The 23,564-nt window shown below is 70.0% G+C and carries 18 protein-coding genes; 7 read left to right on the top strand and 11 right to left on the bottom strand.

Going from position 1 to position 23,564, the window contains the following annotated elements:
* Nucleotides 1-229 precede the first annotated feature (229 nt).
* Nucleotides 230-3,802, top strand: a complete 3,573-nt coding sequence (locus PV734_RS43400) for an FG-GAP-like repeat-containing protein (protein WP_319294810.1) — start codon at nucleotides 230-232, stop codon at nucleotides 3,800-3,802.
* A 62-nt stretch (nucleotides 3,803-3,864) separates the two neighbouring features.
* Here PV734_RS43400 and PV734_RS43395 read toward each other — a convergent pair whose 3' ends face one another.
* The 6 genes from PV734_RS43395 to leuA all read right to left on the bottom strand — a co-directional run bounded on the left by PV734_RS43395 (nucleotide 3,865) and on the right by leuA (nucleotide 12,253).
* Nucleotides 3,865-5,097 (bottom strand): sialidase family protein, encoded by a 1,233-nt coding sequence (locus tag PV734_RS43395; RefSeq protein ID WP_319093404.1) that lies wholly within the window; start codon nucleotides 5,095-5,097, stop codon nucleotides 3,865-3,867.
* A 169-nt stretch (nucleotides 5,098-5,266) separates the two neighbouring features.
* Nucleotides 5,267-5,935, bottom strand: coding sequence for a response regulator transcription factor (locus PV734_RS43390; RefSeq protein WP_319093405.1), 669 nt, complete (start codon nucleotides 5,933-5,935; stop codon nucleotides 5,267-5,269).
* Nucleotides 5,932-7,221 (bottom strand): sensor histidine kinase, encoded by a 1,290-nt coding sequence (locus tag PV734_RS43385; RefSeq protein WP_415924372.1) that lies wholly within the window; start codon nucleotides 7,219-7,221, stop codon nucleotides 5,932-5,934. Before PV734_RS43385 ends, PV734_RS43390 begins: the two co-directional genes overlap by 4 nt.
* A gap of 68 nt (nucleotides 7,222-7,289) precedes the next feature.
* Nucleotides 7,290-9,332 (bottom strand): MMPL family transporter, encoded by a 2,043-nt coding sequence (locus tag PV734_RS43380; RefSeq protein ID WP_319294815.1) that lies wholly within the window; start codon nucleotides 9,330-9,332, stop codon nucleotides 7,290-7,292.
* 255 nt (nucleotides 9,333-9,587) lie between these two features.
* Nucleotides 9,588-10,301, bottom strand: coding sequence for a TerB family tellurite resistance protein (locus PV734_RS43375; protein ID WP_415924371.1), 714 nt, complete (start codon nucleotides 10,299-10,301; stop codon nucleotides 9,588-9,590).
* A 221-nt stretch (nucleotides 10,302-10,522) separates the two neighbouring features.
* Nucleotides 10,523-12,253 (bottom strand): 2-isopropylmalate synthase, encoded by a 1,731-nt coding sequence (gene leuA / locus PV734_RS43370; RefSeq protein ID WP_319294809.1) that lies wholly within the window; start codon nucleotides 12,251-12,253, stop codon nucleotides 10,523-10,525.
* A gap of 360 nt (nucleotides 12,254-12,613) precedes the next feature.
* Between leuA and PV734_RS43365 the strand changes: the two genes are divergently transcribed.
* From PV734_RS43365 to PV734_RS43350, 4 genes are all read left to right on the top strand, one after another.
* Nucleotides 12,614-13,696: a M4 family metallopeptidase gene (locus tag PV734_RS43365; protein WP_319093408.1), complete on the top strand. Its 1,083-nt coding sequence runs from the start codon at nucleotides 12,614-12,616 to the stop codon at nucleotides 13,694-13,696.
* A gap of 84 nt (nucleotides 13,697-13,780) precedes the next feature.
* Nucleotides 13,781-14,047: a protealysin inhibitor emfourin gene (locus PV734_RS43360; protein WP_319093409.1), complete on the top strand. Its 267-nt coding sequence runs from the start codon at nucleotides 13,781-13,783 to the stop codon at nucleotides 14,045-14,047.
* An 88-nt stretch (nucleotides 14,048-14,135) separates the two neighbouring features.
* Nucleotides 14,136-15,509 carry a GH1 family beta-glucosidase gene (locus PV734_RS43355; RefSeq protein ID WP_415924370.1) on the top strand — a complete coding sequence of 458 codons (1,374 nt, stop codon included), beginning with the start codon at nucleotides 14,136-14,138 and terminating at the stop codon, nucleotides 15,507-15,509.
* Complete coding sequence (locus PV734_RS43350; RefSeq protein WP_319093411.1) at nucleotides 15,506-16,780, top strand: MFS transporter; 1,275 nt, start codon at nucleotides 15,506-15,508, stop codon at nucleotides 16,778-16,780. Before PV734_RS43355 ends, PV734_RS43350 begins: the two co-directional genes overlap by 4 nt.
* Nucleotides 16,781-16,853: 73 nt before the next feature.
* Here PV734_RS43350 and era read toward each other — a convergent pair whose 3' ends face one another.
* Nucleotides 16,854-17,837 carry a GTPase Era gene (gene era, locus PV734_RS43345; protein WP_319093412.1) on the bottom strand — a complete coding sequence of 328 codons (984 nt, stop codon included), beginning with the start codon at nucleotides 17,835-17,837 and terminating at the stop codon, nucleotides 16,854-16,856.
* Nucleotides 17,838-18,066: 229 nt separating this feature from the next.
* Here era and PV734_RS43340 point away from each other — a divergent pair, with 229 nt between their 5' ends.
* Both PV734_RS43340 and PV734_RS43335 read left to right on the top strand, forming a co-directional pair.
* A complete protein-coding gene (locus tag PV734_RS43340; RefSeq protein WP_319093480.1) occupies nucleotides 18,067-19,386 on the top strand; it encodes an ammonium transporter in 1,320 nt (439 codons plus the stop codon).
* Nucleotides 19,383-19,721, top strand: a complete 339-nt coding sequence (locus PV734_RS43335; RefSeq protein WP_319093413.1) for a P-II family nitrogen regulator — start codon at nucleotides 19,383-19,385, stop codon at nucleotides 19,719-19,721. Before PV734_RS43340 ends, PV734_RS43335 begins: the two co-directional genes overlap by 4 nt.
* Here the strand turns inward: PV734_RS43335 and PV734_RS43330 are convergent.
* The 4 genes from PV734_RS43330 to PV734_RS43315 all read right to left on the bottom strand — a co-directional run bounded on the left by PV734_RS43330 (nucleotide 19,615) and on the right by PV734_RS43315 (nucleotide 23,503).
* Nucleotides 19,615-20,658 (bottom strand): WxL protein peptidoglycan domain-containing protein, encoded by a 1,044-nt coding sequence (locus PV734_RS43330; RefSeq protein WP_319093414.1) that lies wholly within the window; start codon nucleotides 20,656-20,658, stop codon nucleotides 19,615-19,617. The genes PV734_RS43335 and PV734_RS43330 overlap by 107 nt on opposite strands.
* A gap of 132 nt (nucleotides 20,659-20,790) precedes the next feature.
* Complete coding sequence (locus PV734_RS43325; RefSeq protein WP_319093481.1) at nucleotides 20,791-22,119, bottom strand: beta-xylosidase; 1,329 nt, start codon at nucleotides 22,117-22,119, stop codon at nucleotides 20,791-20,793.
* 255 nt (nucleotides 22,120-22,374) lie between these two features.
* Nucleotides 22,375-22,872, bottom strand: coding sequence for a hypothetical protein (locus tag PV734_RS43320; RefSeq protein ID WP_319093415.1), 498 nt, complete (start codon nucleotides 22,870-22,872; stop codon nucleotides 22,375-22,377).
* A gap of 271 nt (nucleotides 22,873-23,143) precedes the next feature.
* Nucleotides 23,144-23,503 carry a cytidine deaminase gene (locus PV734_RS43315; RefSeq protein ID WP_319093416.1) on the bottom strand — a complete coding sequence of 120 codons (360 nt, stop codon included), beginning with the start codon at nucleotides 23,501-23,503 and terminating at the stop codon, nucleotides 23,144-23,146.
* Nucleotides 23,504-23,564: the final 61 nt, after the last annotated feature.

Raw genomic sequence — 23,564 nt, 5'->3', positions numbered from 1 at the left:
ACAAAGATCGGCAAAAAAACGTGCAAAGCCTTCAGTGCCCCCACCTCACCAGTTATCCCTCTCCACAAGGGTGTTGATCTCGTAGGGGCTGCCTGCCCATACTCCAACCGCCCGAGCACAGCGCGTCGCGCGTTCACACGGTCTGTCACCAGGCCCGAGGGCAACCCCGAAAGCCGCGCCGCAGCGACAGTGCCGTGACGCGGCCCATCCCGTGTTGGAGAAGGGCCCCTTGAGCGACCTCGACAGTGCCGCCGAACCGAGCGAGGCGGCCCCCGAAGCGACGTCCCCGCAAGCTACGTCCGGCAGACGGCGCGGACATGTCGCCCTTGCCGTGACTCTCGCGCTGACCCTGCTCGCCGGTGGTGCCACCGTCCTGGCCCTACGCGACGACAGTGGCACCGAAGCGCAGTCCGAGGCAGACGCCGACACCAAGCGCGCCAGCAAACTCAGCTACGAGGACGCGGCCCAGCAGAAGGCCCGCAAGACCGGCAGGAAGACCGAAGTCGCCTCACTCGCCGACGAGTTCTCACAGACCTTCGCCAACCCCGACGGCACCTTCACCTACAAGGTTTCCGCGCAAGCCCAGCGGGCGAAAAACACCAAGGGGAAGTGGGCCCCGATCGACACCTCGCTGCGGAAGCAGAAGGACGGCTGGGCCACCGTAAACAGCCTTTACCCCGTCACTTTCGCAACCGGCGACCCCGACCGTGTCCCGGGTGCCAAGTCCCGGGCGAGCGGCGGAAGCTCCGACAGCACCGGTATCCGTACGGCGTCGTACCGCACGACCAATCGCACCTCCACCCACACTGCCGTACAGGCCGCCGATGAGGCCGAGACCTCCTGGACCCCGCTCCTGACCATGACCGCCGAGGGGCACGAGGTCCAGGTCGAGTGGCCCGGCCCGCTGCCCGAACCGGTGATCGAGGACAACAAGGCGCTGTACGAAGGCGTGTTGCCGGACGTCGACCTGATGCTGACCGCACGGGACACCGGCTACACCCACGTCCTGGTCATCCACACCCCCGAGGCGGCCGCCGCCCTGGCCGCGGACCCGCCCCGCTACCGCTTCACCTCACCCACGCTCACCTTCTCCCTCGACCCGGCCACCGACGTCATGCGCGGCACAGACAGCGCGGGCGACGAGATAACCGTCTCCCCGACGCCCTTCATGTGGGATTCCGCAGGTGCGCACGGCACCGACACCCCGGCCGCCGACCCGGATGCCGCGACCGGCACCAACGAGAATCCCGAGGTCGTCGAGGAGTGGACCGGGGACGAAGGCAGTTCGGACAGCGGCGCTTCATCAGAGGACGGGGGGACCGACGACCCCATGGCCCCCTGGAACAACGCCCCCGCCGCCGGTGACGCCGACCCTGCCGCGTACGCCGTCCCCGCAGCCGCCGACGCCAACCCGACGCTGGCGCTGCCCTCCGTGCACGGCCCCGGCGAGGGCGCACACGCCATCACCGCCGCAGCCGCCCTGAACAACAACGGTGTCCTGACCATCGCCCCGCCCAGCGGTTACCTCACCGGTGACGAGACCCCGGTCTACCCGGTGTTCCTGGACCCTTCCACCGTCGGAATACGTGCGAACTGGACGACTGTCTACAAGAAGTACCCCAACTCCAGCTTCTACGACGGCGCCAACTACAACGAGGACACCAAAGAGGCCCGGGTCGGCTTCGAGCGGGACACCTGGGGCACCGCCCGGTCCCTCTTCAAGCTGAAGTTCCAGAAGAACATCACCGGCGCAAGCGTCACCAACGCCAGGCTGGAGATCCTGGAAACCCACTCCTGGTCGTGCGCCAAGCGCACGATGCAGGTGTGGCACACCGGCCCGTTCTCCTCCGGCACCACCTGGAACAAGCAGCCCACATGGAGCCGGAAGATCACGTCCAAGTCCTTCGCCTACGGCTGGAAGTCGAACAGCGCCTGCCCCGACACCAACGTCAACTTCACTCTTACCTCGTTGACCCAAGAGGCCGCCAACAACGGCTGGAGCACGCTCAACCTGGGCCTGGTGGCTTCCAACTCCTCCGCCGCCCCGACCTCCAACGCGACCGGCCTGGAGACTGACGCCTACTCCTGGAAGAAGTTCCAGGCGGAGGGTGACGGCTCCCCCGAGCTGTACATCGACTACAACCGCAGGCCCAACACCCCGACCTCGGTCACCATGCAGCCCGGCTCCTGCGACACCAGCACCAAGCCCTACATCCGTCTCGGCAAGACCACGCCGTACATCAGCGCCAAGGCGACGGACCCCGACGGTGTCCTCACCAAGCTGGAGTTCGAGATCGGCAGGGACGGAACGGACGACGCCGACAACTACAACAACACCAAGAGGAGCGCCTTCAGCACGATCAGCAACGGTGAGACCGGCTCGACCAGCCTCTCCAGCCTGGTCAACGGCGTCACCTACCAGTGGCGGGTACGTGCCTGGGACGAACAGTCCAGCAGCAGCTGGGGGCCCGGCGGAGGCACCAAGTGGTGCCGGTTCACCTACGACACGACTCTTCCCTCCTCACCCGAGGTCAGCTCGGCGGACTTCCCCGAGGACGTAGACATCAACGGTGACAGCGAGGTCTGGTCCAAAGACCCGTTCGGAACCGCCGGCGCTTTCACCTTCAAGGTGGGTGATCCCAAGGAGAAGGACATCGTCAAGTTCGTCTACTCCATCAACTCGACGAACACCGCCAGTTGGATCTGCGCCAACGGCACGAACGGCACCACGGACGGGCTGACGAAGTCCTGCAGCGCCACAAGCACCCCCGTCACCTCGCTCACCGTCACGGGCATCAAGCCCCCTTCCGCCGGTCCCAACCTCCTCTACGTCAAGGCCGTGGACGCGGCGGGCAACATATCCCCCGAGCGCAAGTACAGCTTCTACGTCACCCCACGCACCAAGGCGGACGCCGCAGGCGACCTCAGCGGCGACGGAGCCCCTGACTTCGCCTCCCTCTCCGCCGCCGGAAACCTGCTGATCACCGCGGTGTCCCGGAGCGGTACCTGGATCTCCGGCTTCTGGGGCATCCACGACAACCGGGACCTGCTGCTGGACGGCAGAACCGCCCCCCACCTCTGGGACGGCGCCTCCACCAACCCCCAGTACTCCCTGATCACACACAACGGCGACTTCGCCCCCGCCGACGGCGCGACCGACTGGGTGATCCGCACCCCCGACGGCGGACTCTTCATCTACCCCGGCGACGGCTACGGCGGCCTCGACGTCTCCCGGCGCATCGAGGTACGGCTTCCGGTGAACGCGCCCTCCCCCGCCACCTTCACCGAGATCAAGGCAGCGGGCGACATCACCGGCGACGGCCAGCCCGAACTCTTCGTCGCCGGTGGTGCGGGCGGGGCCGAGCTGTGGGTCTTCTCCGGGTACAGCGGCGGCTACTTCACCATCGCTACCCGGATGACCACCGCCGACTGGGGCACCCGGGACTTCGTCACGATCGCCGACTTCAACGGCGACAAGGCCGCCGACATGATCTACCGGATCGCGAACGGCACCCTCTACCTCCGTAAGGGCATCCCTGACGGCGACAGCGGCACCGTCCTCACCAGCCTGGGTACGTCCGGGGCCAGTCTGGACGGCGACGACGTCTACGCCACCGGTATGACGCCCACCGCGTTCCCGCTGCTTTACGGCGGCCCGGACAACACCGGTGACGGCATCCCCGACATCTGGGCGACGAACAGCGCCGGGGCCCTGTTGCTGTACCGCGGGGGCGCCACCGACCTCGGCAGTGCCGGCACACTCCGCACCAGCGGCTACAGCACCGTGAAGCAGTTGGGCTGACAGACAACGCGCCGGCACACGAGCTCCCGGCGGCCGCCGGCCGCCGGGGGCTCACCCCCGTCTCAGCCCACCCCGTCCACCGGCATCCGCCGGAACTCGATCGACTCGTAGGTCCCGGCGGTCCCCGTCTCGTACAGCAGCCCCACCGTCTCCGCGTCCACCCGTACCAGGTCCGAGTAGGCCGCCCTCCGGTTGGACAGCGTCAGCACCTTCTCGAAGGTTTCCCCAGCGTCCTCGCTTCTCCAGACGGCCATCGAACGCCGTACCGTCGGCTCCGACGGCCCCGAGAACAGCAGGGCGCCCAAGTGGTCCGAGTCGCCCGCCAGTTGGAGCACGCTTCCCTGTACGACCGGGACCTCGTTCAGCGTCGGCTGGACGGAGTACGGGCGGTCCAGGGACTCCGCGCCGTCACTTGAGTACGAGTCCAGGCGGTTGCCCGTCATCAGGCCGTTCTGGTCCCTGGACGAGAAGTACAGCCTGCCGTCCGGGAGTTGGGCCGCGCTCGTCTCGTTGGCGTTCTCGATGCCGTCGTACGAGTCGTCCACGAAGCCCAGCTGCCAGGTGCCGCCGCCGTTGTCGCTGTAGATCGCGTGGCCGCCGTAGTACCTGGACTCCTGGCCGGTGTCCGGTGACCCCGCGGGCGGGGCCGCCGAGTGGTTGGCCGGGATGACGAGCCTGCCCGCGTGCGGACCCTCCGACAGCTGGACGGCATGCCCCGGACCCGTCGCGTACCAGCGCCAGTTCGGCAGTTTCACCTGGGCCGTGATGTCGCGCGGGGCCGTGAAGCTGCGGCCGTCGTTCGTGCCGGAGCTGCTCTGGACGAAGACCCTGCGGCTCTGTTGCGGTGTCGCCTCGCCGCGCATGATCTGGGCCTCGGTCACCGCGCCGGAGTTGTACGACGTCACCAGCACGATGCGGCCCGTCGTCCCGTCCACCACCGGCGCCGGATTGCCCCGCGTGTCACCGTTCCCGGCCGCGACCACCGACAGCGGGCCCCAGGTGCAGCCGCCGTCCGTGGAGCGGCGCAGGACCACGTCGATGTTGCCGCTGTCACCGGCGCCGTTGTGTCTGCCCTCGGCGAAGGCAAGGAGGGTGCCCTTGCCGGTGGTGACGGTGGCGGGGATGCGGTAGGTGTCGTAGCCGCCCCGGCCCGCGACGTACGGGACGGACGAGGTGCAGGAGGCCCGGGTGGCCGCCCGGGCCTCCGTCGCGGTGAGGTCGGTGCCGATTCCGGTGCCGGTGATCAGGGCCGCGCCGGTGGTCGCGGCGAGCAGGGTACGGCTCAGGGGCGTCATGGCTCTCCCTTGCGGAGTGGGGTCCGTGTGTGCGGGTGCCGGGGTGCCGGTACTACAGCGACAGGAGCGACAGTAGCTCCGCTGACGGACCGTCACCACGCGTGGCGCGTACGGAACATACGTGCCCGCACGCCCACCCATCCCCTTTGCGCCACTCGCCCTCGGCTCCTCACCCGGCCCCCGGCGTCACCATCCCCGACTCGTACGCCACGATCACCAGTTGCGCCCGGTCCCGCGCCCCCAGCTTCCCCATGATCCGGCTGACGTGGGTCTTCGCGGTCAGCGGGCTCAGGCCCAGCGTCTCCGCGATCTCCGTGTTGTTGAGGCCCCGCGCGACCAGCCTCAGCACCCCGCGCTCCCGTTCCGACAGGCACTCGGGCCCGCCCGTCGTCGTCGGCGCCTCGGCGCTGCGCAGCAGACGGGCGATCAGGCGGGCCGTCGGGCCGGGCGACAGCAGGGCCTCGCCTGCCGCCACCGTGCGGATCGCGTCCAGGAGTTCCGCGGGCCTCGTGTCCTTGACCAGGAAGGCCGAGGCGCCCGCGCGCAGCGCCTCCACCACGTGCTCGTCCGTGTCGTACGTCGTCAGGACCAGCACCTTCACGCCCGCCAGATCCTCGTCGGCGGCGATCAGCCGGGTGGCCTCGATGCCGTCGAGGTCGGGCATCCGCAGGTCCATGACGACCAGGTCGGCACGGGCGCTGCGGGCCAGCTCGACGGCCTGCCGGCCCGTACCCGCCTGCCCCACGACCTCCATGCCCGGCGCCGACTCGACGAGCATCGCGAAAGCCGCCCGTACGAGCGTCTGGTCGTCGGCGAGCAGTACGCGTATGGCGGTCATCCGGTCACCTCCCGCTCGCTCTCCCTCGCCCGGTTCACCGGCAGTGGAAGTACCGCACTCACCGTGAAGCCCCCGTCCTCTCCCGGCCCGGCGTCCAGTGTGCCGCCCACGCTGCGCGCCCGTTCCCGCATCCCCACCAGCCCGAAGCCGCAGTCCTCGGGCGGGTCCCCGGCCTTCCCCACCCCGTCGTCCGTCACCTCGACGCGCAACGCGCCCTCACCCCCGTACAGCAGCACCCGTACCGTCAGATTCTGCCGTCCCCCGTGCCGTACGGCGTTCGTGAGCGCCTCCTGGACGATCCGGTAGGCCGCCGCGCCCACGGCCGGTGGCACCTCGTCCGCCCGTACCTCCAGTTCGACCTCGGCGCCCGCCGCCCGCGCGGTCTCCGCGAGGTCGGGCAGGCCGACGATGCCGGGGAGCGGGCCCCGTCCCTCGGCGCCGCCCTGGCCCTCCCGCAGCACCTCCAGCGTCGTACGCAGTTCGGCGCGTGCCGTGCGGCAGGTGTCGGCGATGTCGTCCAGGGACCTGGCCACCGCCGCGCGGTCCAGACGGTCCGGGTCGGCGGCCAGGACGTGTGCGGCCACGGAGGTCTGGACGCCGACGAGGGTGATGGTGTGGGCCAGCAGGTCGTGCAGGTCTCGGGCGACGCGCAGCCGTTCCTCGGCGACGCGGCGGCGGGCCTCCTCCTCGCGCGTACGTTCGGCCCGTTCGGCGCGTTCGACGATGGCCGACACGTACTGGCGGTAGACGCGGACGTCGATGCCGCAGAAGAGCACCGCGACGATCCAGCCGGAGGTCTGCAGCAGTTCGGCGGCCTGGTGCATGCTCACGGTGAGCATCACGCTCAGGGCGATCCCGAGGACCACGACCCCGGTCACGATCGTGCGCAGCGGGCGGCCGGTGACGGCGACCGTGTACAGCGCGATGTACGCGGCCGGGGTCGGCGCGCTGTGGTTGTAGTCGAGCGCGTGGTACGGCACGAGGAGCGCGACCACAACCATGAGCACCAGCATCGGACGGCGCCGCCGCCACACGATCGGCACGTACGCGCCGAGCAGCAGCACCCAGCCGAGCGCGCCGGGACGGCCGCCCTCGTCGAGCACGTCCGGGTGGGTGCTTCCCTCGCCGGTGAGCAGGGCGAGAAGCGCGCCGATCAGCGCGCCGACGAGCGCCAGCAGCACGTCGTTGCGGAACGCGTGCGGGGCGCCGCGCGGGTCGCGGGTGATCGCCGCCATGATCCGCTCGCCCCACCCGACGGGGGTCTCTCTTCCGGTGGTTGGCTGCACGGGGTCATCCTCCGCCTGCGGGCGCCCCGCCGTCAGGGCAGGGCGCACGCTGGTTCGTACGACGGATGTCATACGGTTTCCGGCTGCCGTTCCGGTCGTACGGCGTCCGGGTCGGGCCTGCGGGACAGCGCGCCCGGCCACCACACCCGCCGGCCCAGCGCCACGCTCGCGCTCGTCACCAGGTACGTCCGGACGAGGAAGGTGTCCAGGAGCACGCCGACCGCGATCACGAAGCCCAGTTCGACGAGTTGGACGAGGCCCATGTTCGTCAGCACCGCGAAGGTCGCGGCGAGGACAAGCCCGGCGGAGGCGATGACACCGCCCGTGGTCCGCAGCGCCGTGAGAGCCGCCGCCACAGGTTCCGCGCCCCGGAGCGCCTCCTCGCGCATCCGGTGCATGAGGAAGATGCCGTAGTCGACGCCGAGCGCGACCAGGAACACGAAGGACAGCAGGCCGAGTCCGGGGTCCGTGCCCTCGAAGCCGAACAGCGGGCCGAACAACAGTCCGCCGATGCCCAGCGAGGCCCCCCACACCGCGACCACCGCGACCACCAGCATCAGCGGTGCGACCAGCGAGCGCAGCAGCGCGACCAGGATCAGCAGCACGGAGAGGAGCACGATCGGGACGACGACCCACACGTCCCGCGCGTTGGTGTCGACGAGGTCGATCTGCTGGGCGCTCGGCCCGCCGACGTAGGAGCCCTTCAGGCCCTTCCTCAACTTCTCGATGGTCGTGGTCTCGGCCGCCGACTGGGGCGCGTCCTTCGCGAAGACGGTGATCTCGGTCCAGCCGCCCCCCGTACGTTCCTTCCGCGCGTCGCTGATCCCGTCGGCGCCCCGGATCGTGGTCAGGGTCCTGTCGGCCTGCCCGGCCGGGGTGATGACGCTGATGGGCTGGCTGCCCCGGTCGGGATAGGCCTTGGCGAGGGTCTGCATCGCGACGACGGACTCCGGCTTGTCGACGAAGGAGTCCTCCTGCTTGCCCGGCCCTGGCAGGTTCAGCATGCCCAGGGCGAGCGCGCCGAGCAGGACCGCGCCGCTCGCGAGGACCACCAGGGGCCGACGTCCGGCGGAGCTGCCCATCGCGGCGAACAGCGACATCCTGCGCACCTTGGGCGAGCTGCCGTACGCGGGGACCAGCGGCCAGAACACCCGGCGGCCCAGCAGTACCAGGATCGCGGGGAGCAGGGTCAGCATGGCGACCAGCGCGCACAGCACGCCCACCGCGCCCAACGGGCCCATGCTGCGACTGGAGTTGAGGTCGGCGGCGAGCAGGCACAGCACACCGACGGCGACCGTGCCGGAGGAGGCGAGGACGGCGGGCCCGCAGCCGCGCAGGGCGGCCACCATGGCGTCGTACGGCCGTTCCACGCGCCGTAGTTCCTCGCGGTAGCGGGAGACGAGGAGGAGGGCGTAGTCCGTGCCCGCACCGAAGACGAGGATCGTCATGATGCCCGAGCTCTGGCCCGAGACCGTCGTGCCGAAGGCCTGGTTGAGGCCGTAGGCGACGCCCATCGACAGGAAGTCGGCGATACCCGCGACGACCAGCGGGACCAGCCACAGCACCGGGCTGCGGTAGATGAGGATCAGGAGCAGGGCGACCACGGCGACGGTGGTGTAGAGCAGCGGGCCGCCGAGTGAGTCGTAGACCTCGCCGGCGTCGGTGGCCAGCGCTGCCGGGCCGCCGACCTCGACACTCAACCCGCCCTCGCTGTGGGCGACTTCACGCACGTCGAGGACGAGGGCGTCCCGTTTCTTCTCGTCGGTGCCGGGCTCGTTGCTGGTCACCGGGTACATGAGCGTGGCGCCGTCGGCGGACGGCACGCCCCGCGGGGCGGCGGTCAGGACGTGCTCGCCGGCGATCCGGTCGACCTGGTCGGCCGCCGTCGCCTTGTCGGCCGCGGTGAGTCCGCTGTCGCGGTGGTAGACGAGGACCAGCTGGGTGGTCTCGCCGCCCGGCAACTCGTCCTGGATTTTGGCTACTTGGGTCGAGTCGGCGTTCGCGGGCAGATAGTCGGTGATCCGGTCGTGCTGGACCTCGGAGAGCTTCGCCGCGAACGGTCCCACGATCGCGAGCACCCCGACCCACAGCCCGAGCACGAGCCAGGGCACGGCTCGTCTGCGACGCCGTACGCCCGCCGCCGGCCTCTCGGCCCCCTTGGACCTGTCGGCCCCTTCGGCCCCCTTGGCCTCCATGCTGAGGCCCTCCCCTCGTCCGGATGTCTGGTGGATGGATGACGCTCACCAGAATTCCGTCGTGCGGGGGCGAATTCGTCGCGCGGGAGGGCGAGTTCGGGGTTACTCCCGGGGGTGGCCCGGGGGCCGGACTACTCCCCGGGGAGTACGGACAGGATGCGGGGGGGCGGGCTAGGAATGCGCTCGCGCCGCCGCCATCAGCCGGGTCACGTCGTCCCCGCAGATCGTCAGCGCCGCGCCGACCGTCGCGAGCACATCGCGTTCCGCCGGTGTGTACGGGCCGTCGGCCAGCGCGATACGGGCGCCCTGGAGCAGGATCGATTCGCGGCCGGGGGCGGCGAGGTGGGGGGCCAGCGGGTCCAGGGCCTCGTGGAGCTCTATGGCGAGGCCTGGGCCGCACGGAGGGCCGAAGAGACGGCCCGTGTCGGCGGCCAGGGCCTCCACCAGGGCCTCCAGCTGGTCCTCCGTACAGTCGTCGAAGCCGGCCGCGCGGACGCCGGTCGCCGCCGTCTCCAGGGTGAGGCGGGCGTGGGTGCCGCCGGCGGCGAGGACCGCGAGGGCGACCGTGTGGACCGCGTCGCGGAGCATCGCGGAGAAGCGGGTGGTGGTGGGGTGGTCGAGGACGTCCATGCCGAAGTGGCTCTGGCAGGCCGCGCATTCGACGACCGGGCCGGTCTCGCCGCGCGGCAGAATCGGTACGCCGAGAAAGGTGAAGCGGCGACGGCCCGTCAGGCGCTGGTAGTTGCGGTCTCCGCCACAGCTCGGGCAGAAGAACTCGCCGTCACCGACCCCGGCCCAGACCGTACGGGAGCCCAGGACGCGTGCCGTCCGGCCTCCGCGCACGACTCGGCCGTCTCGGCTGTCTCGCCCCTGTCCTGAGAGCACGTAGCACCTCCGGTAACTCCCCCACTGCCTGTTGCAGGGCGCGAGAGTTACCCCCACCGGCAACACTGCCGCGCTGGCGTGATGTTAGCCACATTGTTGATGCGGAGTCAGTACCCAGGACCAGACCTGCCTGTGACCGGACCTTGGTTTGGCCGGTAAACGACGGCCGCCCCGTCCGCCACAGAGGGCGGACGGGGCGTGAAACCAGTCGGTCGGGTGAGTCAGCGGGCCGCGCGGTTGACGGCGGAGACGACCGCCTTCAGGGAGGCGCGGGTGGTGTTGGCGTCGATGCCGATGCCCCACAGGACCTTGTCACCGATGGCGACCTCGATGTACGAGGCGGCCTGCGCGGAGGCACCCTCGCTCATCGTGTGCTCGGTGTAGTCCAGGAGACGGGCGTCGATGTCCAGGCCCTGCAGGGCCTGGAAGAAGGCCGAGATCGGGCCGTTGCCGGAGCCGACCAGGGTGGTCTCGACGCCGTCGACCTCGGCCTCGACGGTGAGGGTGTCCACGCCGTCCTTGTCGGTGGTCGACTGGCCGGTCCTCAGCTGGATCCGGCCCCAGGGGTTCTCGGGGTTCGGCAGGTACTCGTCCCGGAAGGCCGCCCAGATGTCCTTCGGGGTGACCTCGCCGCCCTCGGCGTCGGTCTTCGCCTGGATCAGCTTGGAGAACTCGATCTGCATCCGGCGCGGCAGGTCCAGTTTGTGGTCGTTCTTCAGGACGTACGCGATACCGCCCTTGCCCGACTGGGAGTTGACCCGGATGACGGCCTCGTAGGACCGGCCGACGTCCTTCGGGTCGATCGGCAGATAGGGAACCGCCCACTCGATGTCGTCGACGGTGACGCCCTTGGCCTTCGCGTCGGCCTCCATGGCGTCGAAGCCCTTCTTGATGGCGTCCTGGTGGGAGCCGGAGAAGGACGTGTAGACCAGGTCGCCCACGTACGGGTGGCGCGGGTGGACCTCCATCTGGTTGCAGTACTCCCACGTACGACGGATCTCGTCGATGTCGGAGAAGTCGATCTGGGGGTCGACGCCCTGCGAGAACAGGTTCATGCCCAGGGTGACCAGGTCGACGTTGCCGGTGCGCTCGCCCTGGCCGAACAGACAGCCCTCGACGCGGTCGGCGCCTGCCATCAGCGCCAGTTCGGCGGCGGCGACGGCCGTGCCGCGGTCGTTGTGGGGGTGGATGGAGAGGACGACGTGCTCGCGGCGGGTCAGGTTGCGGCCCATCCACTCGAAGCGGTCCGCGTGCGTCGACGGGGTCGAACGCTCCACCGTGGCGGGCAGGTTGAGGACGATCTCGCGGCCCGGGCCGGGCTGCCAGACGTCCATGACCGCCTCGCAGACCTCCAGCGCGAAGTCCAGCTCGGTGTCGGTGAAGATCTCCGGGCTGTACTGGTAGCCGAAGTCCGTCTCCGGGCCCAGGTGCTTCTCGGCGTACTCCATGACCAGCCGGGTGCCGTCGACGGCGATCTGCTTGATCTGGTCCTTGGAGCCGCGGAAGACCACCCGGCGGAAGACCGGCGCGGTGGCGTTGTACAGATGGACCGTGGCGTGCTTGGCGCCCTTCAGGGACTCCACGGTCCGCTCGATCAGGTCCTCGCGGGCCTGGGTCAGTACGGAGATGGTGACGTCGTCCGGGATCGCGCCCGGCTCCTCGACGATCGAGCGGACGAAGTCGAAGTCCGTCTGCCCGGAGGCCGGGAAACCGACCTCGATCTCCTTGTAGCCCATCTTCACCAGCAGGTCGAACATCGCGCGCTTGCGGGCGGGTGACATGGGGTCGATCAGGGACTGGTTGCCGTCACGCAGGTCGGTGGAGAGCCAGCGGGGGGCGACGGTGATCCGGTTTCCGGGCCAGGTGCGGTCGGGGATGTCGACCTGCTCGTAACGGCCGTACTTGTGGATCGGCATGGAACTGGGCTGCTGGCGATTGGCGCTGTGGGCCATGATGCGTGGGCTCCTCGTGGTGTCCTGAAGGACGGCCGACGGCGCAACGCCAGACTCCGCGGGGAGGGGGTCGGCCTCTACTTACAGGCCCTCGCCGCGGCAGCTAAGGAGGAGCAGCCCGATACGCATGATGCTCCGCACTGTAGCCGAGCCGCGCCGGACGCGCGGGTCTGTATCACTATGCGGGACCATCAGTATGCGGGAGGGGGAGAGCAAAAGGGGCAAAAAGTGCGCCATCCCACTCGGCGTAACCCAGCTCATACCACTCAGTCACCGAGCGAGGGGGCCCTTGTCCCGGTATTTCACCAATCATGGTTGCGGGTGGTGACAGTCGTATGACTCGGTGCAAGGGTGCCGGGCATGACGACAAACGGGGGCTTTGAGCCCGTCTTCTGCACGATCGTCCCACCGCACATCCTCAACACGCTCGCCCGCCACGAGGACCCGGCCGTCTCCGGCCCCGCACTGCACACGCTGCTGCTCGACGCCCAGAAGCGAACCGAGCGCCGCCTCACCTCCGAGTTCCGCCTGGCCGGCGCCGCGGCCGTGAAGGCGCCCTCCGACCAGCCGCTGCGCACGATCTACGACGCCGAGCACCGCACCACGCTGCCCGGCACGAAGGTGCGCGCCGAGGGCTCGGAACCCGGCCGGGACGCCACCGTCAACCGCGCCTACGCCGGCCTCGGCGCCACGTTCGACCTCTACCTCAAGGCCTACCAGCGCCACTCGATCGACGGCGACGGCCTGCCCCTCGACGCGAGCGTCCACTACGACGAGGGCTACAACAACGCCTTCTGGGACGGCAGGCAGATGGTGTTCGGCGACGGTGACGGCGAGATCTTCGTCGACTTCACCAACTCCGTCGACGTCATCGGCCACGAGCTCACCCACGGCGTCACCCAGCACACCGCGAACCTCACCTACTTCGGCCAGCCGGGCGCGCTCAACGAGTCGATGTCGGACGTCTTCGGCTCGCTCATCAAGCAGTACTCGCTCGGCCAGACCGCCGCCGAGGCCGACTGGCTGATCGGCGCGGGCCTGCTCGCCCCGAACGTCACCGGCTCCGCCCTGCGCTCCATGAAGGAACCGGGCAGCGCGTACGACGACGACGTGCTCGGCAAGGACCCGCAGCCCGCGACCATGGACGGCTATGTCCGCACCGGCCGCGACAACGGCGGCGTCCACATCAACAGCGGCATCCCCAACCACGCCTTCTACCTCGTCGCCACCGCCCTCGGCGGCAACGCGTGGGAGCGGGCCGGGCAGATCTGGTACGACGTGCTGACCGGCGGCGACCTGAAGGAGAAGGCGTTCTTCGACGACTTCGCCCAGCTGACCGTCGCCGTAGCGAGCGAGCGCTACGGCGACGGCGAGGAACTCCAGGCCGTACTGAAGGCGTGGGAGCGTGTCGGAGTGCCCATCACACCCCGGCCCCGCCTGTAGCGGTACCGGCGGCGCCACTGGCCGCACTCGACACCCGTCACTGATCGCTCGTACTCGAGCCGTTCTCGTACTAGACAGGGACCCATGCGTATTCAGGTGACACGTACGGGCGGATTCGCGGGCATCGAGCGGCACGCCGAGGTGGACACCTCGGGGCGGCCCGATGCCCCCGGGTGGCACGCCCTGGCCGACCAGGCGGTGGCCGGCGGCCAGAGCACCCCTCCGGACGGGGTTCCGGACGGCTTCGGCTACGAGATCACGGTGGACGGGAAGACGGTGTACTGCGCCGATCCCCGGCTCACCGACGAGCAACGGAGACTGATCTCAAGGGTGTTGAAAGAGGGAGCGTAAAACGCGAAACGGGTGTCGCGGGTGTCGACAAAGGGCGCGTAACGGGTTGTTCACTCCCGGCCGTTGACACCCGTTACCCCCGGTACCCATGATCCGGCGCATGGCGACCAACCCGATACCCCAGTTCCCGGCCGGCTTCCTGTGGGGCGTGTCCACCTCCGCGCACCAGATCGAGGGCGCGGCGGACCAGCGCGAACCGTCCGTGTGGGACACCTTCACGGCCGAGCCCGGGCGCGTGAAGGACGGCTCGACGGCCGAGGTGGCCTGCGACCACTTCCACCGCTACCCCGAGGACGTGGCCCTGCTGGCCGGCCTCGGCGTCGACGCGTACCGCTTCTCCGTCTCCTGGCCCCGCGTGAACTCCCCCGGCGGCCTCGACTTCTACGACCGGCTGGTGGACGAGCTGTGCTCGGCGGGCGTACGTCCAGTCCCGACCCTCTTCCACTGGGACCTGCCGGCCCGTCTCCAGGAGAAGGGCGGCTGGCTGGAGCGGGACACCGCGTCCCGGTTCGCCGAGTACGTGTCCGTCGTGGCCGAGCGGCTCGGCGACCGCGTACAGAAGTGGATCACGCTCAACGAGCCCGCCGAACACACCCTGTTCGGGCATGCGTTGGGCGCACACGCCCCGGGGAAGCAGCTGATGTTCGACGCGCTCCCGGCCGCCCACCACCAACTCCTCGGCCACGGACTGGCCGTACGGGCACTGCGCGCCGCCGGCGCCACGGACATCGGGATCGCCAACTCCCACGGACCGACCTGGCCGGCGACTCAGGAGCCGGCAGACCTGGAGGCCGCCGGGTTCTACGACCTCCTCCTCAACCGGCTGTTCGCCGACCCGATCCTCCTGGGCGAATACCCCGACGGGCTCGGCGAGTTGATGCCGGGCGACGTGGAGGCCGACCTGAAGGTGATCGGCGAGCCGCTCGACTTCTACGGCGTCAACTACTACTCCCCGACGAAGGTGGGCGCGCCGCAGGGTGCCGACATCGAGTTCGGCGGACTGACGATCCCGGCCGAACTCCCCTTCTCCGTCCAGGAGATCGAGGGCGTGCCGGTGACGGACTTCGGCTGGCCCGTCGTACCGGAGGGCCTCACGGAGCTGCTCACCACCTTCCGTGACCGTTACGGCGACCGGCTGCCGCCCGTCGTCATCACCGAGAACGGCTGCTCGTACGAGGGGCTCGACGACCAGGACCGGATCGTCTACCTGGACGGTCATGTCCGGGCGCTGCACCGGGCGGTGGAGGCGGGTGTGGACGTTCGCGGCTACTTCGTGTGGTCGCTGCTGGACAACTTCGAGTGGGCGGAGGGGTACGCGCGGCGGTTCGGGCTGGTCCACGTGGACTTCGACGACCCGGCCGCGCTGACCCGGACACCCAAGGCTTCGTACGCCTGGTTCAGGGATCTTCTCGGCGCGCAGCAGGAGGAGCGAAGAGCGGGCGGGGCGGTGACTCAGGAATGACGACGACCGAAGGGGCGGAGGAGGCCCCGGGGTCGGCGGGGGCGCTCGCCGAGCCCGTGGAGCGGGTCGGGCGGGGGTGGACCGCCTCGCTCTCGCTCGCCAACGGGGCGATCTGGGTGGGCTGGTTCGGGCCGCTGCAGATCCTGCTCGCCTCCCAGGCCGAGGACTTCGCGCCCGGCACCGGGATGTCGAAGGAGACCCTGCTGGCCTGGGTGGCGGGCGCGGGCGCCCTGGTGTCGCTGGTGGCGAACCCGTTCTTCGGCGCGCTGTCGGACCGTACGACGTCCCGGTGGGGGCGCCGTACGCCGTGGATCGTGGCCGGCGCGGCGGGCGGTGCGCTGTCGTTGCTGCTGCTGGCGGGGGCGAGCGGGCTGTGGACGATGGTGGCGGGGTGGTGCCTGGTCCAGCTGACCCTGAACGCGGCTTTCGCCGCCGTCACGGCGGCCGTGCCCGACCGCGTTCCCAGGCTTCAACGGGGCTCTGTCGGCGGCTGGTTGGGCGTCGCACAGATTCTCGGTGTGGTCGGCGGTACGGGACTGGCGACGGCGGCGGGCGGGGTGGGCGCGGGATACGTGGCGTGCGCGGCGTTCACGCTGCTGGGGGTGGCGCCGTACGTACTGCGGCACAAGGATCTACGGATCACGGCCGGGGATCTGCCGACGTGGTCCTGGCGGACCTTCCTGGCCGGATTCTGGCTGAGCCCGCGCCGGTATCCGGACCTGGCCTGGGCCTGGCTGACCCGTTTCCTGATCAATCTGAGCAACGCGCTGGTGCTGCTGTACCTGCTGTACTACCTGCGCGACCGCCTCGACTACGCCGACCCCGAGGGCGGTGTCCTGATCCTGACGGCGGTCAACAGCGTGACGCTGGTCGCCACGGTGGTCGTCGGCGGGGTCTGGTCGGACCGGGTGGGCCGGCGCAAGCCGTTCGTGATCTGGTCGGGGGTGCTGATGGCGGTGGCGACGGCCGCGCTGGCGGTGTGGCAGACCTGGCCGGGGGCGATCGTCGCGTCGGCGGTGCTCGGCATCGGGTTCGGCGTCTTCACGTCGGTCGACTTCGCCCTGATGACGGACGTGCTGCCGAAGGCCGTGGACCGGGGCAAGGACCTGGGCGTCATCAACGTGGCCAACGCCCTGCCCCAGGTGGCGGCACCGGTCCTCGCGGCGCCGATCGTGACCTATCTGGGCGGCTACCCGGTGCTGTATCTGGTGTCCGCGGTGATCGGGCTGGCGGGGGCGGTGCTGGTGGGGCGGATCAGGGGGGTCGACTGACCGACGGCCGACTGACCGACGGACGAATTCCGCAACGGCACCCAGAAAACGCCGGACCAGATAGCCCCCGCCCTCAAAACCCCAGCTTCCGCAGCTGACGCGGATCCCGCTGCCAGTCCTTCGCGACCTTCACATGAAGGTCCAGGAAGACCGGCGTACCCAGCAACGCCTCGATCTGCTTGCGGCTCTTGATGCCGACGTCCTTGAGCCGCTTGCCCTTCGGGCCGATGATGATGCCCTTCTGGCTCGGCCGCTCGATGTAGACGAACGCGTGGATGTCGAGCAGCGGCTTGTCGGCGGGGCGGTCCTCGCGGGGGATCATCTCCTCGACCACGACCGCGATCGAGTGGGGAAGCTCGTCGCGTACGCCCTCCAGCGCCGCCTCCCGGATCAGCTCCGCGATCATGATCTGCTCCGGCTCGTCCGTGAGGTCACCCTCCGGATAGAGCGCCGGCCCCTCGGGCAGCAGCGGGACGAGCAGGTCGGCCAGCAGGTCCACCTGCTTGTCGGCGACCGCCGAGACCGGCACGATCTCCGCCCACTCGAACCCCAGCTCACGGCCGAGCTGGTCGATCGCGATGAGCTGCTCGGCCAGCGCCTTGCCCTCGACCAGGTCGGTCTTCGTCACGATCGCGATCTTCGGCGTCTTCTTGATCGCCGCCAGTTCCTTCGCGATGAACCGGTCACCGGGGCCGAGCTTCTCGTTCGCCGGGAGGCAGAAGCCGATGACGTCGACCTCGGCCCACGTCGTCCGCACCACGTCGTTCAGGCGCTCGCCCAGCAGTGTGCGCGGCTTGTGCAGCCCCGGGGTGTCGACCAGGATCAGCTGCGCGTCCGGCCGGTGCACGATGCCCCGTACCGTGTGCCGCGTGGTCTGCGGCTGGTCCGCGGTGATCGCCACCTTCTGGCCGACCAGAGCGTTCGTGAGGGTGGACTTGCCCGCGTTGGGGCGGCCCACGAAGCAGGCGAAACCGGCGCGGTGCGCGGCAGAGGACTGCGACGCGCCGGACTGCTCGGACGGCTCGGATGACGGGGTACGGACACTCATGGCGCCCATTGTCCCTGATCCACGGAGACCCACCGCACGCCGAGGCCCTCCGGGCACCCCTGGGGCACCTCCAGGGCACCCGCGGGCCGCTCCGCCGGAGTGACCGGTGAGCTTCCGGAAATGCCCGCGCAACACGAAACGCGCCGGAAACACCCCCGTACGGAACCCGAAACGCACACCGGTGACCCTCTGACGAGCCCCTGCCCCCGTTGGAGAGACCGGAGACACCGTGACGACCGTGACCCTGGCCGCCGCCCGGATCGACACCGGCGACACCGCCTGGCTGCTCGCCGCCACCGCCCTCGTACTCCTCATGACCCCGGGCCTGGCGCTGTTCTACGGCGGCATGGTCCGCACGAAGAGCGTCCTCAACATGCTGATGATGAGTTTCGTGTCGATCGCCCTGGTCACAGTGGTGTGGCTGGCCGCCGGTTACTCCCTCGCCTTCGGGGACGACGTCGGCGGCGGGCTGATCGGCGGGCTGAAGCACGCCGGGATGGCCGGGCTCGGGCCCGACAGCGTGCAGGGCACCGTGCCCACCCTCCTCTTCGCCACCTTCCAGCTCACCTTCGCGATCATCACCGCCGCCCTGGTGAGCGGCGCGGTCGCCGACCGGGCGAAGTTCGGGGCGTGGCTGGTCTTCGTACCCGTGTGGGCGCTGCTCGTATACGTTCCCGTCGCGCACTGGGTGTGGGGCCCGGGCGGCTGGATTCTCGACCGTCTCGGCGCCCTCGACTTCGCCGGCGGTCTGCCCGTCGAGATCACCTCCGGCGCCTCCGGTCTCGCCCTCTGCCTGGTCCTCGGCCCGCGCCTCGGCTTCAAGCGAGACGCCATGCGGCCGCACAACCTGCCCATGGTCATGCTGGGCGCCGGTCTGCTCTGGTTCGGCTGGTTCGGGTTCAACGCGGGTTCCGCGCTCGGCGCCAACGGGCTGGCCGCCGCCGTCTTCCTCAACACCCTCACCGCCGGCTGCACCGGCCTCCTCGGCTGGCTCCTCGTCGAACAGCGCCGTGACGGTCACCCCACGACCCTGGGCGCGGCCTCCGGCGCGGTCGCCGGTCTGGTGGCCATCACGCCGTCCTGCGGGTCGGTCTCGCTCCTCGGCGCGCTGGTCGTCGGGCTGGCCGCCGGTGTCGTCTGCTCGTACGCCGTCGGATGGAAGTTCCGGCTGAACTACGACGACTCGCTCGACGTCGTCGGCGTGCACCTGGTCGGCGGAGTCATCGGCACGCTGCTGATCGGCGTGTTCGCCACCGCGTCCATGACCGGCGGGGCCGAGGGGCTGCTGTACGGGGGCGGGCTCGGGCAGTTGGGCAGGCAGGCCGTCGCCGTGGTCACCGTGGGGGCGTACGCCTTCGCCGTCACGTACGGCATCGGGAAGGCGATCGACAAGATCATGGGGTTCCGGGCGAGCGAGGACGAGGAGCACACCGGTCTCGACCTTACGGTGCACGCCGAGACGGCATACGATCACGGCGTCCTGGGCCACGGCGCCCCGGTCTCGTCCGCCGCACACTCCTCCCACTCCTCCGCGCAGAAGGTCAATAGCCAGGAATGAAGCTCATCACCGCGATCGTCAAGCCGTACCGCCTCGACGAGGTCAAGACCGCGCTCCAGGAACTCGGCGTACAGGGTCTGACCGTGACCGAGGCCAGCGGCTACGGCCGTCAGCGCGGCCACACCGAGGTGTACCGCGGCGCCGAGTACCAGGTCGACCTGGTCCCGAAGGTCCGTATCGAGGTCGTCGTCGACGACGCGGACGCCGACGCCGCGATGGACGCCATCGTCAAGGCCGCGCGAACGGGGAAGATCGGGGACGGGAAGGTGTGGGCTCTTCCGGTGGAGACGGTGGTCCGGGTTCGGACGGGCGAGCGCGGTCCCGACGCGCTCTGAACCATCTGGCCCCCAGCACCGACCCCACCGCGCCGAACACCACCACGACCAGCGCCATCAGCCACGGCAGCGCGAAGAAGGACACGCTCGCCGACTCGCGGGTGTCCTTGGCCGACGCCGTCAACGTGACGTCGCCCCAGTCGAGTTGGGGGGCGTCGTGCCAGGGTTCGGAAAGCCTGACGCGTTGGCCGGGCAGCAGCTCGGAGGGGACTCCGGCGAGGTCGCGGGCGAGCAGCGTACGGCCGAACAGGCCCTGTGCCCGCACCTCCACCCGGGGGTCGAGGGTGACGTTCCCGGTGTTGTGGAGGGTGTAGGAGATGGTGGCGGTGCTGTCGCCGATGCCAGGTACGAGGGGCTGGTGGTGGCTGATGCTGACGCCCTCGACGGCGATGGCGGAGACGGCCGGCCCGTTCACCCGCAGGTAGATACGCGCCCCGACCGCCCGCTGCACCCCGAGTGCGAGGGAACCGTCGCCGGTGTCGATCCGCTCGTCGAGGGCGACCAACGCGCCCACGTGGTCTCCGGGTTCGGCGCCTTCGGGCACCTTGAGGGTGAAGGGCACAGTGACCGACCTGTGCGGGGGCACGGTGACCCGGGACTTCACGGGCCGCGCCCAGGCGCCGACGCCGCGCTGCTTCTCGGTGAGGGTGCGTACCGCGAAACCGCCGTCGCGGACGGTGTTGTAGGCGTCGGCCGCGTACAGCCGGAAGGTGAGCGGCTCGCCGGTCTTGTTGGTGACCGCCACTTTGTCCGTGACGGACGTACCGGGATCGGCGGAGAGGTAGAAGTACGGGCGCTGCGCCACCGCGGAGGCGACGGGGAAGACCGACCAGCTGCCGTTGTCGGCGGCCCGGGCGGGGGCGGACGTCAGGAGTGACGTGCCGAGCGCTGCCAGCAGGAACATGGGGAGCGCGAGAAGGACGTACGGCTTACGCATGGGTGCGGACCCCCACGGACGAGGTAGGTGGCGGGCGGGTGCGCGCCCGGCCACCGGATGACGAACGGCCGTTCAGGTGCGGGTGGTTCAGGTGCTCTTTGATCGGCTGAGCATGGTCCGGGTGGACGTCGCTCAGGTGAGGGTGAGGGTGAGTACGCCGGCGTAGGTGCCCGGCGGGGTGAACGCCGGTACGTCCAGCGACAGTCCGGCGTCGACGGTGAACTCGCCGCCGGTGACCGTTCCGTCGGGTGTGGAGGCCAGGGTGGCCCCCGTCCCGCCCACCACACCGGGGGACCCGGGTCGGCAGGTGCTGGGGCTGCCGGCCTTGGTGGTGCAGGCCGGAGTCCAACTGAGCTTGTCGGCACCGATCTTGGCGCCCGGCCCGGTGAAGTCGGTGACCTTGCCCGTCAGGGACCAGCCCGCGGGTCCGCCGCGGAAGTCCTTGACGGTCACCGTCTGCAGCGGGGCCTTCGAGGCCCCACCCTTGCCGAAGTCGACGGACGACAGCTGGACGGAGTCCCCTGCCTGGGTCATCGACAGATCACCGGCCTTGACCGTGGTGGTGATCTTCTGGCTGTTGTCGGGAACGGGCGTGTCGTCGATGACGACATAGGCGGCCGGACCGGCCCCCTTGGTGTCGCTCCACGCGCTGCCCTCGTACGCCACGACCCCGGTCGTCGTCTTGTCGCTGACGGCGAGGGTGCCGCTGAAGCCACCCTGGGAGTTGGCGGTCACGGTCGCGGTGTCGGCGGTCTGGGAGGCCCCGGACCGGCCGGCGAGTGTGACCGTGGCACCGGCGGTGAAGTTCGCGCCGGTCACGGAGACCTCGGCCCCTGGTGCTCCGGAGGCCGAACCCAGCGTGATGGCACGGGTGTTGGCCGGGGTCCCGTCCGTCGCCGTGATCGTCTCGGAGACGGGCGCGGGCGGGGTGAGGAGCGTGCAGGGCGTGTCCAGCTCAAGGATGTAGCTGGTGTGGATGTTGTAGTCGCTGGGCGAGAGGGTGATCGCGCCGGGCGCGGTGACCGTGAAGGTGCCGGTCATCGCGAACGACGGGAAAGCGCCCTTGCCGGGCACGGGGTCGTTCTTCTTGGGCCCCGTGACGGTGATGTCGCCGTTCTGCGCTCCGCCCAGGGTTACCTTTCCGGTGGGCGTCATGATGTCGGCGGGCAGGGCGAGGTCGGTGGGATTGCTCGCGGCCGGTTTGACCACCGTGTACGTCACGGTGACGGTGTCGCCGACCTTGGGCGCGGTGTTGTCCACCGTGATCTGTCCGGTGGTGGTGCCGTCGATGGGCGGGAGGCCCGCGATCGGCGGCGGAACGCAGTGCGTGGCGTAGTCCACGGCGGCGGACGCCGTGCTGAGCGCGCCGGCCGGGACGGCCAGCGCACCGCCCGTGGTGACCGCCAGCGCGGTCGCCCCGAGCAGCGCGGCCCAGCGCCGTCTTCGGTTGGTCGAACCCATGGATGCCGAATTGGCCATGGTTGCCCCCTCTGAGGGATGCGGGCGCAGCGGCTCGTCTGCGCCGACAGGGGGCCATTGATGTGCAGGTTGTGTGAGAAGTCAATGCCATCTCACCAAATAACGGGGGCTCGCGGAAAGTGAACTGACGGCCCATCAGTTCTCGTCGGTTCCCGCCTTCCCGGACGGGAACGGCCGGCGCCGCTGCGAAGCGAGCGACGCCGGCCGCACTTCAGAAGGGTGCGGGGAGGCGGACCGTCACGCGTAGACGAACGGTCCCGGGGACTGGTTTCCGGTCGGCGTACAGGTCACGGTGATGCCGAAGAGCACCATCTTGAGGGTGCCACCGCCCGCGTCGAGGCTGTCACCGGAGGCGACGGTGCCGGTCAACGGACCGACGACGACCGGGGTTCCACTGGCCGTGGCCGGGTTCTTGGTGCCGGTGAAGGCGGTGGTCCCGCCGCCGGCCTTGCTCATGGTCAGTGTGGAGGCTATCGAGTCGGCGGCGAGGGCCAGGGGGGCGTTGATGTTCGAGGTGACGGTGATGGTGGCCGAGGTGCCGGACTGCGTGGCGGAGAGTACGGTCGAACCTCCGCCGAACAGACCGCAGTTGTACGTGACTGTCGCGCTGGTGGGGGCGACGGCCGCAGCGGCCGGCGCGAAGGCCAGACCGGTGACGGCGAGCGTGCCCGCCGCGAATACCGCACCGATACCAAGCCGCCTGCTCGCAGGCAGGCGTACTGACGTGCTTCTCATCGAGAGATTCCCTTCCCTGGTACGGGAATTGCCATGTGGGGAACTGCGATGTGGGGGGTACGGCGGCCGGGTGCGGTCAGCCGCGGGGCGGGTGCGGGGCGCCGCGCGGGGGAATCTGACGGTCCGTCGGAAGAGCGGTTCCATTGATGCGTGGGTTGCTCGCGATTACAAGGGACACATGGCGAAATCTTCCGGGTGACCGCCAAAGTGGCCGAAGACCAACCCTCGTGAGGGCTCCTCGGTCCACCTCGTCCGGCCTCCCGGTCTCACCTCATCCGGCGGACACCGTCAGCCGGACCACCCCGTCCGGCGCGGCCAGGTGCACCGGGGTCGCGGGCCCGCCCAGATCCCGTACGGCCGCCAGGTCGGCCTCGGGTACCGTCTCCGCTCCGGTCACGACCGCCGCCGCCTCCAGCGACGTCGCGCCCGACGCCACCGCCATGGCCACCGCCGTTCGCAGCGCGCTCAGTTTCAGCGAGTCGAGGGAGACCGTGCCGGCGACATACGTACGTCCCGTCTCGTCCCGTACCGCCGCCCCCTCGGGAACCCCGTTGCGGGCCCGGGCGGAGCGGGCCAGGGTGACGATCTTGCGGTCCTCGGGATCGAGGTCGAGCGCGTTACTGTCGGTCATGCCAAGAGCATACTTACGCGGTTTGTCCCCTGCTGAGGGCACCTGAGGCTTCATGACACAA

This window comes from Streptomyces sp. AK08-02 (assembly GCF_033795085.1).
Classification (GTDB): Bacteria; Actinomycetota; Actinomycetes; order Streptomycetales; family Streptomycetaceae; genus Streptomyces; species Streptomyces echiniscabiei.
This window is presented reverse-complemented; position numbering and strand designations above follow the sequence as displayed.